Source organism: Pseudomonas glycinis (assembly GCF_054871425.1).
In genome coordinates this window covers 316,829-341,616 of the sequence record NZ_JBTYHF010000003.1, presented here as the reverse complement: position 1 = coordinate 341,616, position 24,788 = coordinate 316,829, and the positions used below count along the sequence as shown (strand labels likewise).

26 protein-coding genes are annotated in these 24,788 nt (G+C 62.7%); 3 read left to right on the top strand and 23 right to left on the bottom strand.

The genetic code is table 11. The features are described 5' to 3' along the window. Positions 1-29: 29 nt before the first annotated feature. Positions 30-1,448, top strand: a complete 1,419-nt coding sequence (locus tag ACYSTU_RS09135; RefSeq protein ID WP_007909438.1) for an FAD-dependent oxidoreductase — start codon at positions 30-32, stop codon at positions 1,446-1,448. 253 nt (positions 1,449-1,701) lie between these two features. Next, positions 1,702-2,769, top strand: a complete 1,068-nt coding sequence (gene hemE, locus ACYSTU_RS09130) for a uroporphyrinogen decarboxylase (protein WP_016772044.1) — start codon at positions 1,702-1,704, stop codon at positions 2,767-2,769. Positions 2,770-2,945: 176 nt separating this feature from the next. Here the strand turns inward: hemE and ACYSTU_RS09125 are convergent, their stop codons facing one another. After that, positions 2,946-4,220: an MFS transporter gene (locus ACYSTU_RS09125; protein WP_136492389.1), complete on the bottom strand. Its 1,275-nt coding sequence runs from the start codon at positions 4,218-4,220 to the stop codon at positions 2,946-2,948. 118 nt (positions 4,221-4,338) lie between these two features. On the opposite strand from ACYSTU_RS09125, the gene ACYSTU_RS09120 reads away from it, so the two are divergent. Continuing rightward, positions 4,339-5,241, top strand: coding sequence for a LysR family transcriptional regulator (locus ACYSTU_RS09120; protein WP_136492388.1), 903 nt, complete (start codon positions 4,339-4,341; stop codon positions 5,239-5,241). A 103-nt stretch (positions 5,242-5,344) separates the two neighbouring features. On the opposite strand, the gene ACYSTU_RS09115 is transcribed toward ACYSTU_RS09120, so the two are convergent. The 22 genes from ACYSTU_RS09115 to ACYSTU_RS09010 form a co-directional block, all read right to left on the bottom strand. Then, on the bottom strand, positions 5,345-5,782 hold the full coding sequence (locus ACYSTU_RS09115) for an excinuclease (RefSeq protein ID WP_498997587.1): 438 nt from the start codon (positions 5,780-5,782) through the stop codon (positions 5,345-5,347). Between the two features lie 134 nt (positions 5,783-5,916). Continuing rightward, complete coding sequence (locus ACYSTU_RS09110) at positions 5,917-6,360, bottom strand: excinuclease (RefSeq protein ID WP_076565248.1); 444 nt, start codon at positions 6,358-6,360, stop codon at positions 5,917-5,919. 29 nt (positions 6,361-6,389) lie between these two features. After that, positions 6,390-7,616, bottom strand: coding sequence for a beta-ketoacyl-ACP synthase (locus ACYSTU_RS09105; protein WP_073471608.1), 1,227 nt, complete (start codon positions 7,614-7,616; stop codon positions 6,390-6,392). Then, positions 7,616-8,344 (bottom strand): 3-oxoacyl-ACP reductase FabG, encoded by a 729-nt coding sequence (gene fabG, locus ACYSTU_RS09100; RefSeq protein ID WP_498997583.1) that lies wholly within the window; start codon positions 8,342-8,344, stop codon positions 7,616-7,618. Before fabG ends, ACYSTU_RS09105 begins: the two co-directional genes overlap by 1 nt. Then, the gene (locus tag ACYSTU_RS09095) at positions 8,337-8,801 is read right to left on the bottom strand and encodes a hotdog family protein (RefSeq protein WP_073471610.1); all 465 of its coding nucleotides are present in this window, start codon (positions 8,799-8,801) and stop codon (positions 8,337-8,339) included. The genes fabG and ACYSTU_RS09095 overlap by 8 nt, the downstream gene beginning before the upstream one ends. Further along, the gene (locus ACYSTU_RS09090; RefSeq protein WP_498997580.1) at positions 8,798-9,994 is read right to left on the bottom strand and encodes a beta-ketoacyl-[acyl-carrier-protein] synthase family protein; all 1,197 of its coding nucleotides are present in this window, start codon (positions 9,992-9,994) and stop codon (positions 8,798-8,800) included. Before ACYSTU_RS09090 ends, ACYSTU_RS09095 begins: the two co-directional genes overlap by 4 nt. Then, positions 9,991-10,602, bottom strand: a complete 612-nt coding sequence (locus ACYSTU_RS09085) for a hypothetical protein (protein WP_498997577.1) — start codon at positions 10,600-10,602, stop codon at positions 9,991-9,993. The genes ACYSTU_RS09090 and ACYSTU_RS09085 overlap by 4 nt, the downstream gene beginning before the upstream one ends. Continuing rightward, a complete protein-coding gene (locus ACYSTU_RS09080; protein ID WP_130911767.1) occupies positions 10,602-11,327 on the bottom strand; it encodes a class I SAM-dependent methyltransferase in 726 nt (241 codons plus the stop codon). The genes ACYSTU_RS09085 and ACYSTU_RS09080 overlap by 1 nt, the downstream gene beginning before the upstream one ends. Then, the gene (locus ACYSTU_RS09075) at positions 11,324-12,571 is read right to left on the bottom strand and encodes an NAD(P)/FAD-dependent oxidoreductase (RefSeq protein WP_498997573.1); all 1,248 of its coding nucleotides are present in this window, start codon (positions 12,569-12,571) and stop codon (positions 11,324-11,326) included. The genes ACYSTU_RS09080 and ACYSTU_RS09075 overlap by 4 nt, the downstream gene beginning before the upstream one ends. Further along, positions 12,558-13,721, bottom strand: coding sequence for a cation:proton antiporter (locus ACYSTU_RS09070; RefSeq protein WP_498997569.1), 1,164 nt, complete (start codon positions 13,719-13,721; stop codon positions 12,558-12,560). The genes ACYSTU_RS09075 and ACYSTU_RS09070 overlap by 14 nt, the downstream gene beginning before the upstream one ends. Beyond that, positions 13,718-16,048: an MMPL family transporter gene (locus ACYSTU_RS09065; RefSeq protein ID WP_498997566.1), complete on the bottom strand. Its 2,331-nt coding sequence runs from the start codon at positions 16,046-16,048 to the stop codon at positions 13,718-13,720. The genes ACYSTU_RS09070 and ACYSTU_RS09065 overlap by 4 nt, the downstream gene beginning before the upstream one ends. Next, the gene (locus tag ACYSTU_RS09060) at positions 16,032-16,634 is read right to left on the bottom strand and encodes an outer membrane lipoprotein carrier protein LolA (RefSeq protein ID WP_498997563.1); all 603 of its coding nucleotides are present in this window, start codon (positions 16,632-16,634) and stop codon (positions 16,032-16,034) included. The genes ACYSTU_RS09065 and ACYSTU_RS09060 overlap by 17 nt, the downstream gene beginning before the upstream one ends. Beyond that, the gene (locus ACYSTU_RS09055) at positions 16,631-17,056 is read right to left on the bottom strand and encodes an acyl-CoA thioesterase (protein WP_039756713.1); all 426 of its coding nucleotides are present in this window, start codon (positions 17,054-17,056) and stop codon (positions 16,631-16,633) included. The genes ACYSTU_RS09060 and ACYSTU_RS09055 overlap by 4 nt, the downstream gene beginning before the upstream one ends. Further along, entirely contained in the window at positions 17,049-18,593 is a 1,545-nt protein-coding gene (locus tag ACYSTU_RS09050; protein WP_498997559.1) for an HAL/PAL/TAL family ammonia-lyase, read from the bottom strand. The genes ACYSTU_RS09055 and ACYSTU_RS09050 overlap by 8 nt, the downstream gene beginning before the upstream one ends. Next, positions 18,574-19,521 (bottom strand): lysophospholipid acyltransferase family protein, encoded by a 948-nt coding sequence (locus tag ACYSTU_RS09045; RefSeq protein WP_123444003.1) that lies wholly within the window; start codon positions 19,519-19,521, stop codon positions 18,574-18,576. Before ACYSTU_RS09045 ends, ACYSTU_RS09050 begins: the two co-directional genes overlap by 20 nt. Continuing rightward, positions 19,518-20,252: a glycosyltransferase family 2 protein gene (locus ACYSTU_RS09040; RefSeq protein ID WP_123444002.1), complete on the bottom strand. Its 735-nt coding sequence runs from the start codon at positions 20,250-20,252 to the stop codon at positions 19,518-19,520. Before ACYSTU_RS09040 ends, ACYSTU_RS09045 begins: the two co-directional genes overlap by 4 nt. Further along, on the bottom strand, positions 20,245-21,924 hold the full coding sequence (locus tag ACYSTU_RS09035) for an acyl-CoA synthetase family protein (protein WP_123444001.1): 1,680 nt from the start codon (positions 21,922-21,924) through the stop codon (positions 20,245-20,247). The genes ACYSTU_RS09040 and ACYSTU_RS09035 overlap by 8 nt, the downstream gene beginning before the upstream one ends. Then, entirely contained in the window at positions 21,921-22,466 is a 546-nt protein-coding gene (locus ACYSTU_RS09030; protein ID WP_123444000.1) for a COG4648 family protein, read from the bottom strand. Before ACYSTU_RS09030 ends, ACYSTU_RS09035 begins: the two co-directional genes overlap by 4 nt. Further along, on the bottom strand, positions 22,463-22,717 hold the full coding sequence (locus ACYSTU_RS09025) for an acyl carrier protein (RefSeq protein WP_016772026.1): 255 nt from the start codon (positions 22,715-22,717) through the stop codon (positions 22,463-22,465). The genes ACYSTU_RS09030 and ACYSTU_RS09025 overlap by 4 nt, the downstream gene beginning before the upstream one ends. A gap of 9 nt (positions 22,718-22,726) precedes the next feature. Next, a complete protein-coding gene (locus tag ACYSTU_RS09020; protein WP_016772025.1) occupies positions 22,727-23,002 on the bottom strand; it encodes a phosphopantetheine-binding protein in 276 nt (91 codons plus the stop codon). Then, entirely contained in the window at positions 22,980-23,792 is an 813-nt protein-coding gene (locus ACYSTU_RS09015) for a lysophospholipid acyltransferase family protein (RefSeq protein ID WP_110602643.1), read from the bottom strand. Before ACYSTU_RS09015 ends, ACYSTU_RS09020 begins: the two co-directional genes overlap by 23 nt. Beyond that, positions 23,768-24,493, bottom strand: a complete 726-nt coding sequence (locus ACYSTU_RS09010) for a beta-ketoacyl synthase chain length factor (RefSeq protein ID WP_016772023.1) — start codon at positions 24,491-24,493, stop codon at positions 23,768-23,770. Before ACYSTU_RS09010 ends, ACYSTU_RS09015 begins: the two co-directional genes overlap by 25 nt. Between the last annotated feature and the right edge of the window lie 295 nt (positions 24,494-24,788).

Here is a 24,788-nt window from a genome sequence, read left to right as displayed (position 1 = left end):
CGCCTGAAGAGTTTGATGAGGTTTTAACAATGGCTGAACGTCTGAATAACGACTTCCAGTTCATCGATGTCGGGCGCAAGGATCCGAAGAAGAAACTGTTGCGTCAACGCAAGAAAGAGTTCGTTGAAATCTACGAACCGTTCAAACCCCAGCAGTCGGCCGATCAGGCCCACCGCTGCCTGGGTTGCGGCAACCCGTATTGCGAATGGAAGTGCCCGGTGCACAACTTCATTCCAAACTGGCTCAAATTGGTGGCCGAGGGCAACATCCTTCAGGCCGCCGAGCTGTCGCACCAGACCAACACCCTGCCGGAAGTCTGCGGCCGGGTGTGCCCGCAGGATCGTCTGTGCGAGGGTGCCTGCACCCTCAACGACGGCTTCGGCGCGGTGACCATCGGTTCGGTCGAGAAGTACATCACCGACACCGCGTTCGCCATGGGCTGGCGCCCGGACATGTCCAAGGTCAAACCGACCGGCAAACGTGTCGCGATCATCGGCGCAGGCCCGGCGGGTCTGGGTTGTGCCGACGTGCTGGTGCGTGGCGGCGTAACCCCGGTGGTGTTCGACAAGAACCCGGAAATCGGCGGCTTGCTGACCTTCGGCATCCCCGAGTTCAAGCTGGAAAAGACCGTGCTGAGCAATCGTCGCGAAGTCTTCACCGGCATGGGCATCGAGTTCCGTCTCAACACCGAAGTCGGCAAAGACGTGACCATGGAACAACTGCTCGCCGAGTACGATGCGGTGTTCATGGGCATGGGGACCTACACCTACATGAAGGGCGGCTTTGCCGGTGAGGACCTGCCGGGCGTTTACGACGCGCTGGATTTCCTGATCGCCAACGTCAACCGCAACCTGGGCTTTGAAAAGTCGCCGGAAGATTTCGTCGACATGAAAGGCAAGAAGGTTGTGGTCCTGGGCGGCGGCGACACGGCGATGGACTGCAACCGCACGTCGATCCGTCAGGGCGCCAAATCGGTGACCTGTGCCTATCGTCGTGACGAAGCGAACATGCCCGGCTCGCGCAAAGAGGTGAAGAACGCCAAGGAAGAAGGCGTGAAATTCCTCTACAACCGCCAGCCGATCGCCATCGTCGGTGAAGACAAGGTCGAAGGCGTGAAAGTGGTCGAGACCCGTCTCGGCGAACCGGACGCCCGTGGCCGTCGTAGCCCCGAGCCGATCCCGGGTTCCGAAGAGATCATCCCGGCCGACGCCGTGGTCATCGCCTTCGGCTTCCGTCCGAGCCCGGCACCGTGGTTCGAACAGTTCGAGATCCAGACCGACAGTCAGGGCCGCGTTGTTGCGCCTGAGCAAGGTCAGTACAAGCACCAGACCAGCAACCCGAAAATCTTCGCCGGTGGCGACATGGTGCGCGGTTCCGACCTGGTGGTGACGGCGATCTTCGAAGGGCGCAATGCGGCTGAAGGCATCCTCGATTACCTGGGTGTCTAACCCCGGCGCCTGAGCCAAACGCAATACTCCTGTGGGAGCGAGCCTGCTCGCGAAAGCGGTCTGTCAGCCAACTTCAATGTTGGATGTGCCGGCCTCTTCGCGAGCAGGCTCGCTCCCACAGTTGCTTTAGGGTGTTGCGGAAAATCGTGTTCCAGCGCGACAAATTGACCCGATAGACAAAAGGCTGACCCACATCCGTGCCTTTTGCCTCGCGCTCTGAGAAAATGCCCGCACTTTTTTTCCGGATGCCGACATGACTGCCCTGAAGAACGACCGTTTCCTCCGCGCCCTGCTCAAGCAACCCGTTGACGTCACCCCTGTGTGGATGATGCGCCAGGCCGGTCGCTACCTGCCGGAGTACCGCGCCAGCCGCGCCCATGCCGGCGACTTCATGAGCCTGTGCATGAATCCGGAGTTCGCCTGCGAAGTCACCCTGCAACCGCTCGACCGCTACCCGCAACTGGACGCGGCGATCCTGTTTTCCGACATCCTCACCATTCCCGATGCCATGGGCCAGGGCCTGTACTTCGAGACCGGTGAAGGCCCGCGCTTCAAAAAAGTTGTCAGCACCCTGGCCGACATCGAAGCCCTGCCGATCCCGGATCCGCACAAAGACCTCGGCTACGTGATGGACGCGGTCAGCACCATCCGTCGCGAGCTGAACGGACGTGTGCCGCTGATCGGTTTCTCCGGCAGCCCGTGGACCCTCGCCACTTACATGGTTGAAGGCGGCTCGTCGAAAGACTTCCGCAAGACCAAGGCGATGCTCTACGACAATCCGCAAGCCATGCACCTGCTGCTCGACAAGCTGGCGCAGTCGGTGACCTCGTACCTCAACGGCCAGATCATGGCCGGTGCACAAGCGGTGCAGATCTTCGATACCTGGGGCGGCAACCTGTCGGCGGCGGCGTATCAGGAATTCTCCCTGGCCTACATGAAGAAAATCGTCAGCGGCCTGATCCGCGAGAACGATGGACGCAAAGTGCCGGTGATCCTCTTCACCAAGAACGGCGGCCTGTGGCTGGAAAGCATCGCCGAAGCCGGCGCCGACGCCCTCGGCCTGGACTGGACCTGCGACATCGGCAACGCCCGCGCCCGCGTCGGCGACAAGGTCGCGTTGCAAGGCAACATGGACCCGACCGTGCTCTACGCCAAACCGGAAGCGATCCGCACTGAAGTCGGGCGCATCCTCGCCAGCTACGGCAAGGGCAGCGGCCACGTGTTCAACCTTGGCCACGGCATTACGCCGGAAGTCGATCCGGAACATGCCGGCGCGTTCCTGCGTGCGGTGCATGAGCTGTCGGCGCAGTATCACGAGTGATCAACGCCCGATAAAAAACGCCCGGCCAATGCCGGGCGTTTTCTTTTGCACGATCTAATGTCGTACCCAAATCAACTGTGGGAGCGAGCCTGCTCGCGAAAGCGGTGTGTCATTCAACACTGATGTTGCCTGACACAGTGCATTCGCGAGCAGGCTCGCTCCCACAGGGTTGTATGTCAGGCTTTGACACCCTGCAACGGCGGCAACTTCGCCAGCTTCAACGCCACCAGCAGGGCAATCAGCAACAACGCACCAATAAACAGGCCGATTCCGTTCCACCCGCCCAGATGCCAGAACACCCCGCCCGCCGTCCCGGCAATGCTCGAACCGGCGTAATAACTGAACAGATACAGCGACGACGCCTGACCCTTGGCGGTCAACGCGCGCCGGCCGATCCAGCTGCTCGCCACCGAATGCGCGGCGAAGAAGCCGAAGGTGAACACCAGCATGCCGACGATCACCAGCAACAACGAGGTGAACATGGTCAGTGCCAGTCCGGCGAACATCAGCGCAATGGTCGCCCAGAGCACTTTGCGCCGCCCCAGCTTGTCCGCCAAAGAACCGATTTTCGCCGAGCTGTAGATCCCCGACAGGTAGACCACCGAGAGCAATCCGACAAATACCTGATCGAGGTTGTACGGCGCCGCCAGCAAGCGATAGCCAATGTAGTTGAACAGCGTGACAAACGCGCCCATCAGCACAAACGCTTCAAGAAACAGCAGCGGCAGGCCGGCGTCGCGAAAGTGCATGGTGAAGCCGTCGAGCAGGCTGCGCGGGTGCAGCGAGCGAGCGCGGAAGTTGCGCGACTCCGGGAGGATCTTCCAGAACACCGCCGCAGCGACCAGCGCCAGACCGCCAATCACCAGCATCGCCGTGTGCCAGCTGACAAAGTCGATCAGCACGCCGGTGATCAAGCGTCCGCTCATGCCGCCGATCGCGTTGCCGCCGATGTACAAACCCATTGCCAGGCCGATGTGTTGTGGATGGATTTCTTCGCTCAGATAGGTCATCGCTACCGCTGCCAGGCCGCTCAATGACAGGCCGATCAGCGCGCGCATGATCAATACGCCGTGCCAGCTCGGCATCATCGAACTGGCGATGGTGCACAACGCGGCAGCGAACAGTGCGGCGACCATCACCGGTTTACGGCCGATGCGGTCGGAAATCGGCCCGGTGATCAGCAGACCGAAGGCCAACATGCCGGTCGCCACCGAAAGGATCAGACTGCTCTGCGCCGCGTTGATCCCATATTCGTGGGACAGCAGCGGCATCATCGGTTGCACGCAATAGAGCAGCGCGAACGTCGCAAAGCCGCCACAGAACAGCGCCAGCACCGTGCGCATGAACGCCGGCGTGCCTTTTTCGATGTAGATCTCCTGCAGCTCGACGAGGGCATCGTCGTCGGCAGGGGGCGGGATTTCGTGGGCAAGGGGCGCGACAGCAGTTTTCACTTCAGACCTCGGAAAGCACAGCCGGGCAGGCAATGAAAAAATCATATAGCTGGCTAATGTTTCTATCCAATATATTGTTCGACCTGTTTGATAGCTTCAGCGACCTAATGGTAATCCTATGGAACTGCGTCATCTGCGTTACTTCATCGCCGTCGCCGAAGAACTTCATTTTGGCCGGGCCGCACAGGTGCTGGGCATCTCCCAGCCACCGCTGAGCCAGCAGATTCAGGCGCTGGAGCAAGAGCTCGGCGCGCGATTGTTCGAGCGCACCAATCGTCGGGTGGAATTGAGCGAGGCGGGCAGGTTGTTTCTGCAGGAGGCGCGGCTGGTGCTGGCACAAGTCGACAAGGCAGCGGATGTCGCCCGCCGTGCGCAACTTGGCGAGCTGGGTGAGTTGAAGATTGGCTTCACCTCGTCAGCACCGTTCAATTCGACCATTCCGCAGGCGATTTTTTCCTTTCGTCAGCGCTTTCCGGCGGTGCATCTGAATCTGCGCGAAATGAGCAGCACCATGGTCGCCGATGCCTTGGTGGACGAGTCGATCGAAGTCGGCATCATGCGCCCGCTCGGATTGCCGGATTCACTGAGTGTTGTGGAGTTGATGCGCGAGCCATTGGTGGCGGTGCTCAGTTCCAAGCATTCGTTGGCCCAAGGCAGCGACGAAGGCCTGTTTCTCTCGGCGCTGGCGCTGGAACCGTTCGTGTTTTTTCCGCGCAGTTATGGCAGCGGGCTCTATGCACAACTGCTGAGCCTGGCCCGTGACGCCGGCTTCAGCCCGCACTTTGCCCAAGAGGCTGGCGAGGCGATGACCATCATCGGTCTGGTCGCAGCGGGCCTCGGTGTGTCAGTGCTGCCAGCGTCCTATCAACGCATGCGCATCGACGGCGTGGTCTACCGCCCGCTGCTCGATCCCGAAGCAATTTCGGCGGTTTGGCTGGTGCAGCGCAAAGATCAGAAATCACCGATGGCCAAGGCGTTTGTCGAACTGCTGACGCGCAAGGTTGAGCCTCTGACGGTGTGAAGGCGGCTGGCGCTTTCGCGAGCAGGCTCGCTCCCACAGGGAAACGCATTCCAAGGTGGGAGCGAGCCTGCTCGCGAAGACGTCGGCCCAAACATCACAGATTTCAGGGCAACCGCACCAAATCCCCCTTCAAAGCCACCCGGGTAACAAAAACTCCTGCCCTGCACTCGTAGGTATTCAAATCCTTGCGCACATGCTGGTCGTAGTAACTGACGATATTCACAACCGCATTCGCCCCGACCCGCTTGGCATCAGCCTGCAATTTGATCAGATTCGACTGCAGCACCCATTCGCACGAAGCCTGATCGCTCTTGTTGAAACCGTTGGTTTTCAAATCGCTGACCACCCCTCGGCGCAGCAACTGCTGAGTGTCCTGCGGCCCGTTGCCGATCAGGTAGAACTTCACACTGCCATCCAGCCGACCGGCGCGAATCGCGTCCGACAGCACGGTTTCGAAAGGCATGTACATGAGGTTGGTGGCATGGCTGGCACTGGCCAGTAGCGCGAAAAGCACTGCGGCGATCAGGGCTTTCACTTGCATGGTCATCTCCTTTGACGGTGAAAGAGACTGCGAGGGCAGGTTACGGTGCTGCGACCTGCATCAGCGAGTGTAGATGCTGTTCAATCACCGCAAAAAAAAGGGCGCCAAACGGCGCCCTTTGTCGTTTCTGGCGTTTATTGAACCTTCGCCAGATCACCCTTCAACGCAACGCCCGCCATGATCGCGCCGGCGTGGCATTCGTAGGTTTGCGCGTCCTTGCGCTCGTTGCGCTTGTAGAAGCTGACGATGTTGGTCACGGCGTTGGCGCCGGCGTTTTTCGCGGCCTGGTGCAGGCTGATGATTGCCGATTGGGCAACCCATTCGCAGGCGACTTCGTCGGACTTGTTGAAGGCGTTGGTTTTCTTGTTGGTCACGGCGTCGGGGCTTACCACGGTGACTTTGCCCGCCGGGGTGTTGCCGGCCAGATAGAATTTCACGCTGCCATCGATCTTGCCCGAGCGGGTGGCTTCGGCGACGGCTTTGTCGAATGGCAGGTAGACCGCCGTGTCGCGGGCCTGGCTGATCGCTGGCAGGGCGCAGAGCAGCAGGGTGACAGCGGCGAGTTTGGTGAAGTGCATGTAGGTCTCCTTGACCTGGATTGATTCGGTTATGCCCAGCGGCGGAAGATCAACGAGGTGTTGACGCCGCCGAAAGCGAAATTGTTGTTCATCACGTAGTCGTGATGCATCTGACGGAATTCGCCGCGCAGGTAATCGAGCTTGCCGCAGTGCGGGTCGACCTCGTCGAGGTTGAAGGTGTGTACATAGCGGTCGCTGTTGAGCATCTCGATGCTGAACCATGACTCCAGCGCACCGCAGGCACCGAGGGTGTGGCCGAGGAAACTCTTCTGCGAGCTGATCGGCATATGTTCGCCAAACAGGCTGCTGGTGGCCAGCGTTTCGGCGATGTCGCCCTGTTCGGTGGCGGTGCCGTGGCCGTTCACATAGCCGATGGCGTCCGGGGTGAGGCCGGCATCTTCCAGGGCCAGCTCCATGGCGCGGCGCATCGTGAGCTGTTCCGGGCGGGTGGTGTGCTGGCCGTCGGCGTTGCTGCCGAAACCGACGATTTCCGCGTGAATGTGCGCGCCACGGGCGAGGGCGTGTTCCAGCTCCTCAAGCACGAGCATGCCGCCACCTTCGCCGATCACCAGACCGTCGCGGCCCTTGTCGTACGGGCGTGGGCTGGTCTGTGGTGCATCGTTTTTCAGGCTGGTGGCGTAGAGCGCGTCGAACACCATGGCTTCGGTCGGGCAGAGTTCTTCGGCGCCGCCGGCGAGCATCAACGGCAGGCGGCCAAACTTGATTGCTTCGTAGGCGTAGCCGATGCCCTGGCTGCCGCTGGTGCAGGCGCTGGACGTCGGAATCAAGCGGCCGGTGAGGCCGAAGAAAATGCTGATATTGGCGGCGGTGGTGTGCGGCATCATCCGCACATAGGAGTTGGCGTTCAGGCCCTCGGCCACCGAGTTGAGCAACATGTTGCCGAACGCTTTGATTTCGTCGGTGCTGCCGGTAGACGAACCACAAGCGACGCCCATGCGCCCGTCCTTGATCGATTCGTCACCGAGCAGGCCAGCATCGGCCAGAGCCTTTTCTGCTGCGCCGACCGCCAGTCGCGAAACCCGGCCCATGCTGCGCAACTGCTTGCGGGTCCAGTGCGACGGTACGAGAAAATCATCGATAGGCCCGGCCAGACGCGTGTTCAGCTCAGTGAAGCGATCCCACTCGTCCATGCGGCGAATGCCGCTGCGATTGGCCGCGAAATTGCCGGCAATGGTCGGCCAGTCGCTGCCCAGCGAGGTGATGCCGGCCATGCCGGTGACGACGACGCGCTTCATCAGCACAGGCCTCCGTTGACCGCCAGCACCTGGCGGGTGATGTACGAGGCTTCCGCCGACATCAGGAAATTCACCGCAGCGGCCACTTCCTCAGGGGTGCCCATGCGTTGCGCGGGGATCATTTTCATCAGTTCCTCCACCAGCACGTTTTCGTCGAGCATGGCCGTGTCGATCAGGCCAGGGGCGACGCAGTTAACCGTAATTTTGCGCTTGCCCAGCTCGATCGCCAACGCCTTTGCGGCACCGATTACGCCGGCCTTCGAGGCGCTGTAATTGACCTGGCCACGGTTGCCGATCAGGCCCGATACCGAGGTGATGCAGACGATGCGCCCGGCGGCGCGACGACGGATCATCGGCATCATCACCGGGTGCAGAACGTTGTAGAAACCGTCGAGGTTGGTGCGCAGGACCACGTCCCAATCGTCATCGCTCAGCGCCGGAAACGCGCCGTCGCGGGTCAGCCCGGCGTTGAGCACCACGCCGTAATAGGCACCGTGAGTTTCGACATCGGCTTCGAGAATGCTTTTACAGGTTTCACGGTCGGCGACGTCGAATTGCAGGATGCGCGCGCGGCGGCCCAGTGCTTCGATTTCGGCCTGCACCGCTTGGGCTTCGGTCATGCCGCTGCGGCAATGCAGGACGATGTCGTGCCCGGCTTGCGCCAGACGCAAGGCAATGGCGCGGCCGATGCCACGGCTGGAGCCGGTGACCAGTACGGATTCAGTCATCGTGCGACTCCTTTGTCTGTTGCAGATATTGGTTGGCTTGCGGCGGACGGAACACGTTCAGGCGGGCGCTGGCATGAATGCCGTCACCGTGGATGTGACATTCGAATACGCCCATGCCGTTGTCGTCTTCCAGTGAGCGCAGGCCGTGGATGGTCAGCTCGCTGCCGGGCGCAAAGGCTTCGACGTTGCACTCGAATTTGCGCGTGCCGAGGAGAAAGCCGAGCTCCGGCGGATTGCCTTTTTGCCGGGCGTGGCAACCGGCGAAAGCGGCGACGCTCTGCGCCATCAGCTCGACGCCGACCCACGCCGGCAGGCTGCCGTCGGGCAGGTTGAACAGGCCATCGGGCTTGACCGTCAGGCGGGTAAAAATCTGCTCATCGTCAAAGCGCTCGATGGCGTCGATCAGGATCATGTCGCCGGCATGCGGCAGCAGTTCGGCGAGCGGCCAGTGGCTCATGGTGCGTCTCCGATAATCAGGCTGACGTTGTTGCCGCCGAAGGCAAACGAGTTGCTCATCAGGTAGCGCGGTGCAATGGACGTCAGGCGTTCGCTCGCGGTCACCCACTTGAGTGGCGGCAGCGCGGGATCGGCCTGGCCGTCCCAGATGTGTGGCGGCAACGCCTGTTCAGGGTTTTCGGCACTCAGGCTGAGCCAGCAGAACGCCGCTTCCAGCGCGCCGGCCGCGCCGAGGGTGTGACCGGTCAGCGGCTTGGTCGACGAGCAGGCGACGCCTTCGGGAAACAGCGCCGCGACCGCCAGGCTTTCCATGGCGTCGTTGTGCTGGGTCGCGGTGCCGTGCAGGTTCAGGTAGTTGATTTGCCCGGCTTGCAGATGCGCGCGGCCAAGGGCTTTGTGCATCGCTTGCAGGGCGCCGCGACCGCTCGGCTCCGGCGCGGAAATATGGTGCGCATCCGAGCTGGCGCCCGTCCCCAGCAGGGCGATTCCCGGGCCTTCGCCGCGCTGTTTGCTCATCACGAACAGTACCGCTGCCTCGCCGATATTGATGCCGTTGCGGTTGGCGGAAAACGGATTGCAGCGTTCATCTGAAACGGCTTCCAGCGAAGAGAAACCGTTCAGCGTGAGCTTGCACAGACTGTCGACGCCGCCGCACAGCACCGCGTCGCACAGGCCCAGATCGAGCAGGCGCTGGGCGCTCATTAAAGCGCGGGCGCTGGAAGTGCAGGCGGTGGAAATCACGTAGGCCGGGCCGTTCAGTTGCAGCCATTCGGCGAGGAAATTCGCCGGGGCGCCGAGTTCCTGCTGGCGATAGTCGTACTCGGGAGGAAATTGCTGTTCGCGGATGTAATGCGCCAGACCCCGGCTGGCCTCGTCGATGCCCGAGGTGCTGGTGCCTAGCACCACGCCTATGCGCTCGCGGCCGAAGGTCTGGATCGCACGATCGATGTCGTCTCGAATCTGCCGCGCGGCTTCCAGCAGCAGTTGGTTGTTGCGACTGCTGTGTTCGATCAGTTCGGCCGGGATCGGCGCCAATTCACCGTGCACGCCGGCGACAGGCAGCTCACGTTCGGCGACCCAGCCGGACTCGCGGCGCATGCCCGAACAGTCGCCGGCAAACAGATTGCGCGCGACTTCAGACTTGTCGCGGCCCAGGGCGCAGATCACGCCGAGGGCATTCAGGTAAGCGGTCATGGCGTCGATTCACCTAACTGGGAAACGCGATAGTGCGGGCCTTGGGGCAGATTCAATTGGAAGCTCAACGGTTGTGAATAGCGGATGTTCCAGCGCGCCGGCAGTGAACGCTGATCGGCCTGTTGTCGGGCCTCGGGATAATTGCCCAGCAGTTCGGCGGAAGGCGTCAAAGCGAACAGCAATGCGGCGAACAGCTCCCGAGCTTCCGGGTTCGGCGGCAACAGACCGTCGGCCTGCCAGTGCCCGTCGATCAGTTGCTGGCGGGCCTGGGGAATGCCCAGCGGATCCATCATCGACCAGCGCGTGCCGGCGCCTTCGCGCTGGATCACCAGCAGCCAGTCCTGACGCTGCCCGGCCTGCTCGCGTTCGATGTGCAGTTGCAGCGGCAGGGGCAGTGTTGGTTCGGCCGCTGGCAGCGGTGGCTGGCCGGCGCAGGCACTCAACAGCAAGGCTGACAAAACGATCGCCAGCCATGCAGCAAACCCTGTGGGAGCGAGCCTGCTCGCGAATGCAATCTGACATTCGCCAACTTGGCTGACTGATACACCGCTTTCGCGAGCAGGCTCGCTCCCACAGGGTTTCAGGTGTTCAGATCGATAGCCGTACATCAGACAGATTCCTGCAATGGTTTGCGCGCGACGACATTCACCAGCGTCTCTTCACGCTCGCCGAATGGCTTGGGTTTGCTCAAGCCCAACCGCTCCAGCAAACCAAAATCCTTCGACCGACTCCACCACAGATACGGGTAGGACACATTGCGCTCGGCAAACTCGAAACCCTGCTCGCGGATCATCTGCAGATAGCCGGCGGCGCTCTTCTGTACGTGCATCGGATGGCGGAACAGCCAGCGAATCACCCAGGTATCAATGTAAGCCTCAGTGGACTCGGCGAACAGCAGATAGCCGCCCGGTTTCAGCACGCGGTAGAACTCGGCCAAGGCCTTTTCCTGCTCGACCAGATGGTGGAACGTCTGGTGACAGAACAGCAGGTCGACGCTGGCGTCCGCGACGTTGAGCGTGGCGCAATCGCTGCCGATCAACTCGACTGGCATGCCCAGGCGCGTGGCCTCTTCGGCGCTGAGTTGCAGGCTGTGCGGGTCGGCGTCGACGCCGATCAGGCGCTGCGGGGCGAAGGTCTGACGCAGGTGGCCGAAGGACTTGCCCTGACCGCAACCGGCGTCCAGCAGCACCGGGTGTTCCGGCAGCGCTTCACTGAATAATCCACGCAGATCGTTGATCGCCACGCGCAGCACATGGTGCTGCCAGGTGTGGCTGCGCAGGAACCAGAGACCGAAGCGGGTTTCCTCGACGTAACTGTCGCTCAGGTAATTCATGGGGTGTCCTGCGCGCAGAGTTGGGAAATCATCTTCAGCCGGCGCCGCGCTTCGCTGACGAACGGGTTGCGCTCGTCCCAGGCGTAACCGGCGAGGATCGAGCAGATCATCCGGCGAATCTCCGCCTGGCTGTCCTCGTAGAAAATCACGTCCTGGAAGGTGCCGGCGTACCAGCCTTCGACGTAGCAGCGGAAAGTGTCGACGCCGCGTTTCAACGGCTCGGCGAATTCGCTTTGCCAGTCCACCGTTTCACCCTGCAACTGACGGTGCAGCACGCCAGCGGCCATGCTCGCCGAACGCATGGCGATGGTCACGCCGGAGGAGAACACCGGATCGAGGAATTCTGCGGCGTTGCCCAACAGCGCGAAGCCCGGGCCATGCAGGGTTTTCACATTGGCTGCGTAGCCGCCGAGGGTGCGCGCCGGGGTGTCCCAGACCGCGTTGTTCAGAACCCCGGCGAGGCTTGGCGTCTCGGCGATGAAGCTGCGCAGGCAAGCATCGAGATCGCTGTCGCGTCCCCGGAAATGTTCCTCAGCCGCGACCACGCCCACCGAGCAGCGGCCATTGCTGAACGGGATGGTCCAGAACCATACATCGCGATGCTCGGGATGGGTGGTGACGAGGATTTTTTCGCGGTCGAACGCCGGGCTGTCGATGTGATCTTCGACATGGGTGAACACCGCCTGACGCACCGGGAAATTCGAAGGTGCTTCGAGGTCGAGCAAGCGCGACAGCACGCGGCCGTAGCCGCTGGCGTCCAGGACGAAATCGGCTTCGACACGGTACTCGCTGCCATCTTCGCGGCGCACGTCAAGGAGTGGTTTCGTCTGATCGAAATCGACGCTGACGATCGCATCGCCATAACGGATTTCCGCACCTTGCAATGCTGCTTGATCGGCCAGCAACTTGTCGAAATCGGCGCGCTGCACCTGGAACGTGGTCGGCTTGCCGGCGGTGAAAGTGTCGCCAAAATCGAAAGCACTGTAGCGCTCGCCCCAAGCAAACGCCGCGCCGGTCTTGCGCTGGAAACCGGCGGCGTTGACGGCGTCGAGCATGCCGGCTTCTTCGACGAAATCCAGGCAATGGCTGAGCAGGCTTTCGCCTATGGAGAAGCGCGGGAAGTGCTGGCGCTCGAGCACCAGCACATCGTGGCCCTTGCGCTTGAGCAGGGCGGCGGCGATAGCACCGGACGGGCCGGCACCGATGATCACGACCTGACGGGATTCCATTTCAACGATTGGCACGTGAGCTCCGGGGCAAGGGACTGTTCAGATTCAGGGGCGCGCGATGCAGGCCGATCAGGGCCGGCAGCAGCGTCGCGATCAGGCCCATCAGCATCAGCGCGAAATACAGCGCCGGGGTGATGAGCTCTTGTTGCAATAGCAGATTGAGAAAGACGATTTCGCTCAGGCCGCGAATGTTCAGCAGCACGCTTTCGCGCCAGCGGCTGGCGCCAGCGAACGAGGCGCCCGCCCAACCGAGGCCGAGCCAGTTGCCCAGCAGTTTACTGGCAATCGGCAACAGCAGCAGCGCCGCCCATTGCCCGGCGCCCAGGCTGGCGAGGGCGCTGTGCACGTCGATCTGGACGATACCGAACGTGAGGATCAGCGGGATCGCGATCCACGTCTGCAAGCGGCTCATCCAGCGTGCCGGCAACGGCAGCACCAACGGCACTTTCAGCAGCGCCATGCACAGCAGATAGCCGATGCCGAAAATCAGCGCGTTGAGTTTGTAATGCTCGGCCATGACCAGCAGGGCGAAGAAGCCGAGGCTGTGGGTCAGCGGGCGACGCACGCGCAGCAGGTGCAAAAGCAGTGGCACGCCGGCCATGGCCACGGGCAGCAACAGGCTGCTCAAGTGCAGGCTGCCCTGGGCGAGGCCGAACAGCGTCCAGCAAGTCAGATCGATAAGGATCGCGGTTTGCACCAGACGCCGGGTGGCAGCGGGCGGGTAATCGATGTGACGCAGATACAGGTACAACACCGGGATCGCCGTTATGGCGAAGACCAGTCCGATGGCCATTGCGTTGAGCCACGGCTGCGCCGGCAGCAACCAATACGCGACCGCCAGCCCGCAAGCGAACGGCACAGCGAAACTCGGCACAGCGATTTTTACGCTCTGGCGATCCAGACGCAGATCGATGACATCGCTGAGGATATGCCCGAGCAGCAGGGCGAAGCTCAGGCTGTAGAGGTTTTTCAGCCAGTCCGGGGCGATCAGTTGTGCGCCGCTGAGCTGCCAGCCCGGTTCGATCCAGAAGTACATCAGTAGCGGCAAGCCGAAGCTCGCCAGCAGTAACTGGCTGACGATCGGTATCAGACCGAAATGGCGGCCGACCCGGGTCGCCAGGGCAAACAGCGCCATGGCCAGCAACCAGAAGCCTAAGACCATCATGCCGCTGGCTCCGCAACCGGTTCATGGCGCCCGGCCCACGGTGCGAGCATGAAGCTGAACGCCAGGCCGAGGCTTACCGACAGGCCGAAATTGCTCACCGCCGGCGTACTGGAGACCGCCAGCAGGCCGAACGATAGCCACGTGGTGACGGCGGCGAGCAAGGTGCCGAGCAGACTTACCGCTGCGCCGCCGACCTGTTCGCGCATGAGGATTGCGTAATCGACGCTGATCGCCGTCACCAGCAACAGGCCGAACAAGCTGAACAGGGTCAGTGGCTGACCGAGCCAGCCAAGGCTGGCCAGACTGCACAGCGCCGCCAGCAGTGGCAGGGCGACGATGCGCAGTGCGCCGGTCAGGCCGAACGGCAGCATCAGCACCAGCACGATCAACACGCAGGAGACCAGCTTCAGTTCGGCGGCGCTGATCTGCGTGGCGGCAAACACCTTGTTCAGGTCACCGAGGCGATCGACCAGCACCACCCCCGGCAAATCGAGTGCCTGCACGCGCAGCAACGACGGATTGTTCAAGCCCTGCAGGCTGGTGATTGCTGCAACGCCGTCTTCAGTCGGGCCAAGCCACAGTGTCCGATACGGCTCACCGAGCGGGCCGGCCAGCGCGGCGTCGATGTCTTCGGCGGGCAGGGTCTGCAATTGCTGCAATTCGTTTTGCAACGCCGTCACTGGCACGCCGAGATCGAGCAGCGGTTGCCAGAATGACGGCAGCTTGTTCAGTGATTCGCGCACTTGCTGTTGCTGGCTCGGCGCGCTGACCAGTTGATCCAGGGCCAGATAGCCTTGCAGTTTGTCGAGGTTGACCAGTTGCTGCAGGCGCTCGCTCAGCGCTGCCTGGCGCTCAAGCAATTGCTCCTGATTGGCCGCGCGGATCAGGAAGAACTGGCTGGTCGGTTGATACCCGGTGATGCGCGCGATGGTCTGCGCTTCGTCGGTCAGATGCTGCGGCGCGCCGACCCATTGGCGGATGTCGTTTTTGCTCTGCAACTGCATCAGGCCGCCGACGCAGAAGGCGATCAGCAGGGCCAGCAGCGCGGGCGTGCGAATGCAACCGAGCAGCGCCTCACGCAGATGAATCAGGCGTTCGGCCAGGCGCAGCGGCCATTGCGCCGGGCGCAGTTGGACATTTTTCAGCAGCGCCGGCAGCAGGCAGACCGCCGACAGATACGCACCGAGCAAGCCGGCAGCGGAGAACACGGCGATCTGCGTCAATGCCGGGAACGGCGTCCACGCCAGCGCCAGATAGCCGATGACGCTGGTGATCAGGCTCAGGGTCAGCCCCGGCAACGTCAGGCGCAGGGCCGGCCAGCTGTGCCAGGGCTTGAGGCTCCAGCTCTTGGATAGATAGTGCAGTGGGTAATCGACGGCAACGCCGATCAGACTTGAGCCGAGTACCAGCGTCATCACATGCATGTGACCGAACAGCGCCACGCAGGCCACCGCGCCGAACAGCATGCCGACCAGCACCGGCACAAACGCCAGCAGCACGCCCCAGCGGCGAAACGCCAACAACAGCAACAGCAGAATGCCCACCGTCGCGCCACCGCCGACCCAAGTCATCTCGCGAGTAGCCTGTTGCTGGCCGTTGGCGGCATAGAGCAGGCCACTGGCGGCGAGCAACTGCACGCCGCTTTGCGCCGCTTGCTCGCGGCTGTGCTGGAGCAGCTCTGCCACCTGCAACGGCAGGTTCATGTCGAAAGCATTGCCGGTGGTGCGCGCACGCAGCATCACCCAGCTCTTGCCGTCGGCCTCGGCGACCAGTGCGCCGCTGCCAATGTCCAGTTGCACTGCGCCATGTTTCGGCTGGCTGTTCTGGATGCGCCCGGTCAGGCCCAGCCAGTCGTCCTGGCTCGGCACCAGGGTGAAGCCGTTGAACGGATCGAACAGCGCCTGCACCCGCTGCTGGATGAACGCGTCGGGGTGCTCGCTGAGTAGCTGCCGATCATCCGCCGAGAGCATCGCCAAACGTCCTTGCAGCAATTGCTTGCGCAGCGCCGGCAAGTCGGCTTGCAGGTTCCACTGCACGGTTTCGAACAGACCGCTGGCCTGCCATTGTTCGCCCAGTTGCTGGGCCATGGTCAGCGCTTGCTGGCGATCGGCGTGGCCAACCAGCACCAGCATTTCGCGATTGAGCGGTTCTTGCATGCGCTGTTCGGCGCGCACCTCCAGCGCGTCTGGACTGGTCCCGGGTACCAGCTCCATGAGATTGGCCGACAGCGGCGCACCGTCGCGCCACTGCCAGGCAGCCAGCGCGACGACGGCCAGCAGCAGGCTCAGAAACAGCCAGGGCAGCTTGCGTTCACTCGGCAAAGTCATGTTGCTCCGCTTCGCTCAAGGGTTGCTCGGCCGTGCTGTCCTGCATGCGCAGCAGGGTGCTGTCGCCCTGGGTTTCCAGCAGTTCGATGCTTTGCACAAGGGCGCCGCCATCGATATTGATCTGCTGGAACACTTGCTTGAGCAGCATCGAACGCGGCGTCAGGGTCAGTTGCCACTGCTGCGCCGTGCCGCTCAGGGCCAGTTCGAAGTCCCGCTGCAAACCGCTGCTGTCCCCTTGCAGCACGGCGAGGAACAAACGGTTCTGTTCGGCGCCGGCGCTCTTGTTCGGCAGCAGTTGCCAGCCGTTGGTGTCACGGCGGGCGATGCCATTGGCGGTGATGCGGTAATCCTGTTGCAGCGGAGTTTTCAACAGCCACAGCAAGCCATGATTTTTCGCGAGGACGAAGCTGCCCTTGCTGATCAGCGGCTGCGGCAGGGCGCGCAGGTGTTTTTCCTGAATGAACTGGCCGTGGATAACATCCGGTTTCGCCAGTTGCTCACTCAGTTGTTGCAGGTCGAAGGCATTGGCCCATGACGACACGGCCAGCAGCGTCAGTGCGCCGAGGCTTCTATAAAACACATTCATCGCAGCATCCTTTCCACGGCATCGGTGAAGACTTTGGGTGAAGCCAGTTGCATCTCGCGGCTGCTGACTTCGACGGCGACCTGCACGGAGCTTGCGCGGGTCAGGCGTTCGCCGGTCTGCAGGTCGGTGATCAGGTAATTGATCTTCAGACGGTTTTCCCACTCGACCAGACTGGCGCGCACGTTCAGCCGCTGGCCGAACACCGCGCCGCGCACGTAGCGAAGTTGCAGGTCGATGATCGGCCAGGCGTAACCCGACTCGACCATGTGCGTGTAGTTATGGCCGATCTTGTCCAGCAGCGCACAGCGTGCCACTTCGAGATATTTGACGTAATGGCCGTGCCAGACCACATGCATGGTGTCGACGTCGAAAAACGGCACGAGAATCTCGGTATCGGCATGAAGCACTCCGGCACTACGCATGCAGCCTCCAGTGTTGCGCGGCGATGCGTTGCAGGCACAGGCGCAGTTCGCCTTCCAGCGCGCGGTCTTCGATGACCGGCGGGAAGTCCTTGCCCAGCTCTTCGTGCATCGCTGCCAGTGCCGGCGGCAGCGGGCGCGCATCGGCGGCTTGAGCGCGCAGCCACACGCCCTGATTGGCGGCGAGCAGCGTGGCGGCGGCGACCTGTTCGGTCAGCTCCAGCACGCGAATCGCATCACGGGCGGCGATGGTGCCCATGCTCACCTTGTCCTGGTTGTGGCACTCGGTGGAGCGCGAGAACACGCTGGCCGGCATGGTGTTTTTCAGCGCTTCGGCGGTCCAGGCGCTGGTGCCGATCTGCACCGCTTTGAAGCCATGGTTGATCATCGCCCGCTCGGCCGGGGCGCCGGAGAGGTTGCTCGGCAAGCCGTGGTTGTAGCGTTCGTCGACCAGCAGTGCCAGTTGCCGATCAAGCAGATCGGCGACGTTGGCCACGAGGTTTTTCAGGCTGTCCATGGCGAACGCAATGTGCCCGCCGTAGAAGTGCCCGCCATGCAGAACACGCTCGGCTTCGGCGTCGATGATCGGGTTGTCGTTGGCGCTGTTCAGCTCGGTTTCGATGAAGCCGCGCAGCCAGTTCAGGCTGTCGGCCAACACGCCGAGCACATGCGGCGCGCAACGCAGCGAGTAGCGATCCTGCAGACGATGCAGTGGCGCGGTCGGCGCGTCGATTGCCAGATCCTTGCGCAACCACGCTGCTACCTGCATCTGCCCCGGGTGCGGTTTGGCGGCGAACAGACGTTCGTCGAAGTGCTCCGGATTGCCTTGCAGCGCGACGACGTTGAGCGCGGTAATGCGCGTGGCCAGTTGCAACAGGTAATCGGCGCGAGCGAAGGCGAGGCAGGCGAGGCCGGTCATCACCGCCGTGCCGTTCATCAGCGCCAGCGCCTCTTTCGGACGCAGCACCAGCGGCGTCCAGCCGAGCTCGCGATGCACGTCGGCAGCCTGACGACGTTCGCCACGGAACAGCACTTCGCGCTCGCCGGACAGGGTTGCGGCGACATAGGACAACGGCGTCAGATCGCCGCTGGCACCCACCGAACCCTCTTCGGGAATCAGTGGCAGGATGTCGTATTCGAGAAACGCATGCAGACGCTCGAGCAGTTCGACGCGCACCCCGGAAACGCCGTGACACAACGACTGCAAACGCGCCGCCAGCACCGCGCGGGTGGCCTGCGCGTCGAGCAGTTTGCCCAGGCCGCAGCCGTGAAAAGTGTAGAGATGACGCGGCAGCGCCTCGACGTGATGCAGCGGCACCGCGACCACGCAGGAATCGCCGTAACCGGTGGTGACGCCGTAGATCACACCTTCTTTGTCCAGCAGCGAATCGAGAAACCGCGCGCCCTTGGCGATGCGCTCGCGATAGTCGGCGTCAGCCTGCAACTGCACGGGCGCCTGACGGTTGGCCAGGGCCAGCACGTCTTCGATGCGCAAAGGGCGTTCGCCGAAGGTTACCGGCTCATGGGTTGGCGTCGTCATCGGTCTTCCAGAAAGGGTAAAAGTTGAACCATTGCTGCGGGGCTTCGAGGCAATAGTGACTCAGGCGCTGCGCGTAGCGAGTGGCCCACTGATGAATGACCTGCTCGCGCTCGCGGCGTGTCCACACCACCGCGTCGGCGAACGGTTCGAGGGTCAGGCGATAGTGGCCGTCGGGTTGCTTGAGGCACATCAGCAGGTTGACCGGGCACTTGAGCAGGCCGGCCAGCAACCACGGGCCTTGCGGAAATGGCGCCGGATGGCCGAGAAAGTCCACTGTCACGCTGCGCCCGCCGTGCAGCGGCACGCGGTCACCGGCAATCGCCAACCACTCGCCGCGTTCCAGCCGTTCGTGCAGTTGCAGCATGATCACCGGGTCGAGTTCGCTGACCTGAATCAGGCGCAGATTGGTCGCCCCGGCCTCGCCAAGCAAGCGGTTGAATTGCTCGGCATGCTTGGTGTGCACCAACACATTCATGGTGACCTTTTCGCCGATCTCCGCCAGCGCCCGGCACACTTCGAGATTGCCCAGATGCGCGCCGACCAGCAGTTGCCCGCGACTGCCGCGCAACTGCTTGCGCAGCAGCGCCGGGTCGATGATTTCGATCTGCTCGATGCGCAGCTTGCCGTTCCACACATCGAGCTTGTCGAGCAGCGAATCGGCAAAGGTCATGAACTGGCCAAACACCCGCCAGTGGCTCGGGCGCAGGTCGTCGCGCCGGCTCCACGCGGCCAGCCGCTGCTGGTACTGCCAGGCACTGCGCCGGGCGACGCGGCCGAACAAAAAGAAATACAGCACGATGCCATAAAGCAACGGACTGAGCAGGCGGCGGCCGAGGACTTTGGCGGCGAACGCGGTGAATTTCATCAGCAGGAAACTGCCGCGCTCTTCGCGGTCGGCCCAGTGCTTCTTGTCGACTTCTTCGCTCATGGTTTCCACCGCCGCCAGAGGATCACCGGCCAACGCAGCAACATGCCGAAGAACAGCCGCGTGTGCATGCTGGAAATCAGCGCGTTGTCGTGGAACAGGCGAAAGTGCGATACACCGTCCAACGGGTAATGCACGCTGGTCTGCAGCCAGCGCATCGGCTGATTGCGCCAGGCCAGACGCACGAGGATGTCCGAGTCGAAATCCATGCGTTTGCCGACTTTCGCCGAGTCAATCACCGCCAGAGTCGGCGCCAGCGGATAGACACGGAAGCCGCACATCGAATCGCGAATCTGCAACGACAGGGTGTTGATCCACACCATCACGTGGGTCAGGTAGCGCGCGTACAAACGCCCTTTCGGCACGCTCTCGTCGAACAGCGGATAGCCGCAGATCATCGCCTCGGGATGGGCGCGGGATTCGCCGACGAAGCGCGCGACGTCGTGCAAATCGTGCTGACCGTCGGCATCGACCTGCAAGGCATGGCTGTAGCCCAGACGCGAGGCTTCACGCAGACCGGTCATCACCGCGCCGCCCTTGCCCTGATTGGCTGTGAGACGCACCAGGAAAACCCCGTCGCGCTCGGCCAGGGTGTCGAGCACCCGCGCGCAGGACGGCTCGCTGGCATCGTCCACCAGAATGCACGGCAGACCTTGTGCAAGCAGGGCATCGACCACGGTGGTGATCGCGGTTTCGTGGTTGTACACCGGGATTACGGCGCAGGGGTTATGCATGGGCAGGCCCCAGAAGAATGCGTCCGCTGGAACACGTCGCCGTGTCGTTGCGATAAGCAAAATACAACTTGCCGCGCTCGGCATCGAAACGCAGATGCAGCTGGATTTCATCACCCGGGCGCACCAGTTGCTGGAATTTCAGCACTTCCATTCCGGCAAACGCGCCGTCCAGATTCAGCAACTGCCGACCCAGATTCAGCGCCCATTCCACCTGCACTACGCCGGGCAAAACCGGCGCCTTGGGAAAGTGTCCGCTGAAGTAGGCCAGATCCGGCGGCACGCTGAGTTGCAGGCTCCACTCGCCGTCGCTTGCACTTTGCTCCAGCACTTCGGGGATTTTCGGCCGTGCGGCCAGCAGCAGCGCTTCGACGTCGGCTTGCGCCAGTTTGCCCTGGCTGTTCAACGGCATTTGCCGCAGCAGGCGCCAGCGTCGGGGCAGGGCGAGGGCTTCGCAATGTTGGCTCAGATGTTTGCGCAGGGTTTCGGTCAGACCACGGCGGCCGTGCTCGCGCAGGGCAAACAGACCCGATTCGCTGAGCACCAGCAGCGCACCAAGCGAAGCGCGGTTTTCCTGCACGACACCGAGGCGCGCCTCGGCGACCCAGTCATGGGCTGCCAAGGCCTGCTCAAGCATCGGCAACGAGATGCGTTTTTCTTCCAGTTTGACGATGCGGTCCAGTCGCCCCAGCAGTTCGAAGCGACCATCGGCGGCGATGCGCGCGGCGTCGGCGCTGTGTTCGACATGGCCGGCAGGCAGGTAAGGCGAGGCGATCAGCAGGGCGCCGTCGCTGTCCTGGCTCAGCTCGACGCCGGCAAACGGCTGCCACAAAGACTCGCCCTGACGCCAGGCGATGCCGCCGGTTTCCGAGCTGCCGAGGATTTCTGTCGGCCATTGCTGCAAGCGCTGGCGCAGGCTTTGCGCCGCTTCCGACGGCAACGCGCCCCCGGAGGAAAACACCCGGCGCACCGCGCTCAGGGCCGGCCAGTCGAGGTTGTCGCCCATGCGCTTGAGCAGCGCCGGGCTGGCGACCCAGGCGAAGGCCGGGTATTCGCGGCTGGCGCGCTGCAAGTCTTCGGAAAAGGCCAGTTGCCGGCGCACGAACGGGCGCCCGGCGCACAATGGCCACAACACGCGAAACAGCAGGCCATAGATGTGTTGCGTGGCGACGCTGCCGATGATGCAGGCTTCACCGAGGTCTGCGCCCCACAACTGCTCCAGCGCTTCGACCTCGTTGGCCAACTGGCGCAAGGTCTTGTCGATGCGCTTGGGCTCGCCGCTGGAGCCGGAAGTGCACAGGCTCAGGCGGCATTGATCGAGATTCAGTTCTGCACCGGGCAGGCCGGGCTGAGTGAAGTCGTGCAACTGGGCGTCGCCGGGTTGATCGGTCAGCCATAGATCGACTTCCTGCGACCAGCGCTGACGCGTCTGCGCTTGCAGATCCGCCGGCAGCAACACGCTGACGCCGGCACGCCAGGCAGCGAGCAGGGCGATGGCAAGGTCGGCGGCATCTTCCAGATGCACGGCCAGCCTTTTCACGCCTCGGCTTTGCAGACCCGCGGCGACGCTCAAGGCCTGCGCTCGCAGTTGCGTGTGATCGAGGGCCGGCGCCTGGCAGATCGCCCGTGCCGGCAGTGCCTTGAGCAACAGCTGCTCAAGTTTTATCCAATTCATGTACGGCCTCTTACCCGTTGTCGTATCAGCCATTCAATGGCAAACATCAGGCCGATCAATCCATAGGAGATCAGGCCGGTGTACAACATCCACCAATCCAGCGGCGCCCACAGGGTGAGGAGCGCAGCGCACAAACCGTTGCAGAAGAAAAACACGCTCCAGGCCAGCGTGACCTTGCGCGTATAGCGAATGGCAACCTGCGGCAGCTCCGGCTCGCGCAAGCGCGCCAGACGCTCGACCATTGGCGGGCCGTATTTCATGCTGGCGCCGAACAGCACCAGCATGAATGCGCTGATCAGCACCGGGTACCAGCGCAGCAGCTGCGGGCTGTCGAACACCGCCAGCAGCAGGCAGAACACCATCGCCACGCACGCCATCCACAGGCTGCCGGGCTTGCGTTCGCCGGTCAGAGCGCGCGCCAGCCACAGGCTGCCCAGCAGCAGTGCAAATTGCCACGGGGCGAAATGCTCCATGCCGAAATACACCGCAAAGGGGTACAGCAGACCGGCCAGCAGCAGGCCCAGGCCGATCAGTCGGCTCATGCGGCCGGTTGAACCAGACGGAACACCGCCTCGACCACGTCACCGACGGTGCGCACCGATTTGAATTCTTCGGCGGCGATTTTCTTGCCGGTCTGGCGTTTGATGTGATCGATCAGGTCGACCGCATCGATGCTGTCGATTTCCAGATCCTGATACAGATTGGCGTCCATGCTTACACGAGCCGGATCCAGTTCGAACAGCTCGACCAGGGCATCGCGCAGGGTGTTGAAGATATCGTCACGAGTTTGCATGGTCCGGTCTCAAGCTGCCTGTTTTGCCGTGACGAATGCCGCAAGGCTGGCCACGTTGGTGAAATGGTTGCGAGTGTCTTTGGCATCGGCGTCGATCTTGATGCCGTATTTTTTCTGGATCGCCAGGCCCAGTTCCAGCGCGTCCACCGAATCCAAGCCGAGGCCTTCGCCGAACAATGTCTGCTCGTCGCCGATGTCCTCGGGGCTGATGTCTTCGAGGCCCAAGGCGTCGATGATCAGCAGTTTGATGTCACGCACCAGGCTAGCGGTGTTCTGATCGCTCATCTGCGGCGAGCTCCTTAATGAAATAGTCATGCAAATAATCGTTGAGCTTGCGCGAGGCCTGCGGTGCGGGGCCTTGCGCGGCGAAGGTCTGTGGGTCTATATCGGCCCCCACGCGAAAACTGAAGTGCACGCGGCGATGGGGGATGCGATACCACGGCTCGGCTTTGGTCAGGGTGGTCGGGCTGACCTTGATGATCACCGGGGTAACGATTTTCGCACCGCGCAGGGCAATTGCCGCCGCCCCCCGATGAAAGGCCGGCGCCTGACCCGGCTGGGTGCGGGTGCCTTCGGGGAAGATGATCAGGGTCTGGCCGTCCTGCAACGACTGCGCGGCGGCGTCGAGCATATCCATGCTGCCGTCGTTGCTGATGTACTCGGTACGGCGCAGCGGGCCACGGGTGAACGGGTTTTCCCAGAGGGTTTTCTTCACTACGCAATTGGCGTGGCGCACCAGACCGATGAGAAACACCACATCGATCAGCGACGGGTGGTTGGCGATGATCATCTGCCCAGGTCGGCCGAGGCGCTCGGCACCCTCGATGTTGTAAGTGAGCACGCCGGTGCGGGCCATGAAACGCACGAAAAACCAGAACAAGCGACTGACCGTACGCCGCGCGCGCAGGCGATGGACCAGCGCGTCACCGGGCAGGCAGCCGAGCAGCGGAAATACCAGCAGGCGCAGACACAGCCCGCCGAGCCCGAACAGGGCGAAGCTCGCAGCAGTGGCCAGCAGGCGCCAGTAGTAGGCGTCGCGGTGTTTGGCGGTCACGGGTTGCGATGCCAGGTCCATACACGATTTTTCCACGCATGTTGGCAGTCAGGTTGCTGGCCGAGCAGGGTTCGCAGCAGGTTGAGCGCGTGCGGCCAGTGCGCCTTGGACCGGGTTTCGGTGCTGCTGTTCAGGGTCAGCCGCCAGTCGGTACCGGGCGTGAGCAATAAACCCAGCGCGTAAGGGAACGGCACGTCATCGACCCACTGCGAGTACGCCTCGGGCGGTTGCTCTTCGGTGATCACCAGCAGCACGGCCGGGGCGCCTTCATCAAGCAGTGCCGCTGCTTCGAGCATGCCGTGTTCAAGGCCGTCGCCAGCAGCGGCGAGGGCGGTCATTTCGCTGGTTTCACCGCGCATGATCGACCACAAACCGATGATCGCGTTATGCACTGAAAGGCTGAATTGGGTCGGCGACAACGGCTGTTCGGTGGCCAGATCGCGGAGGATTTCAAACGTGCGTGGGGTTTCGCCGTGCCGCGAGACGAACACCAGTGGCAGATGGTCCCGGCCTTCGGCCAGCGGCCAGCCAACGCTGAAGGCCATCCGCGCCAGGCGGCTGAGGCGACGGCGTTGCATGGCCGGCAGAAACGACACATCGGGCGCGGCATCACTGCTCTGCAGCACGACCGGTTGTCGGCTCCAGGCCTGCCAGGCGTCCACGCTGTCGAGCCCCGGGGCCCACGCGCGCCATTGGGCGATGTTGAAGTTGATCACGGACATTCATCCCGCCCCTGCGGGCTTTCGTTGACGCGTTGAGTCGCCAGCGCCGCAGCAGGCTTGGCTTGGCGCAGGGCGCCGGGTGGCGCGCATTATCCCGGTGCGACGGGTGTGTAGCAAATGTTGGTTACATTTTGCCCAACAAAATGTACCGAGCGGTTCGCTGCATGGCTATCACTTGGCCATTATCCAGATTTGACGCGGCGTGTCTGTCAGGTGTCTCTGGGATGGCTGGCGGTTTTTTCCATGCCTGGGCGTCGATTTTTACACCTGACGGCGTAGTCCATGTCCGTGAAGG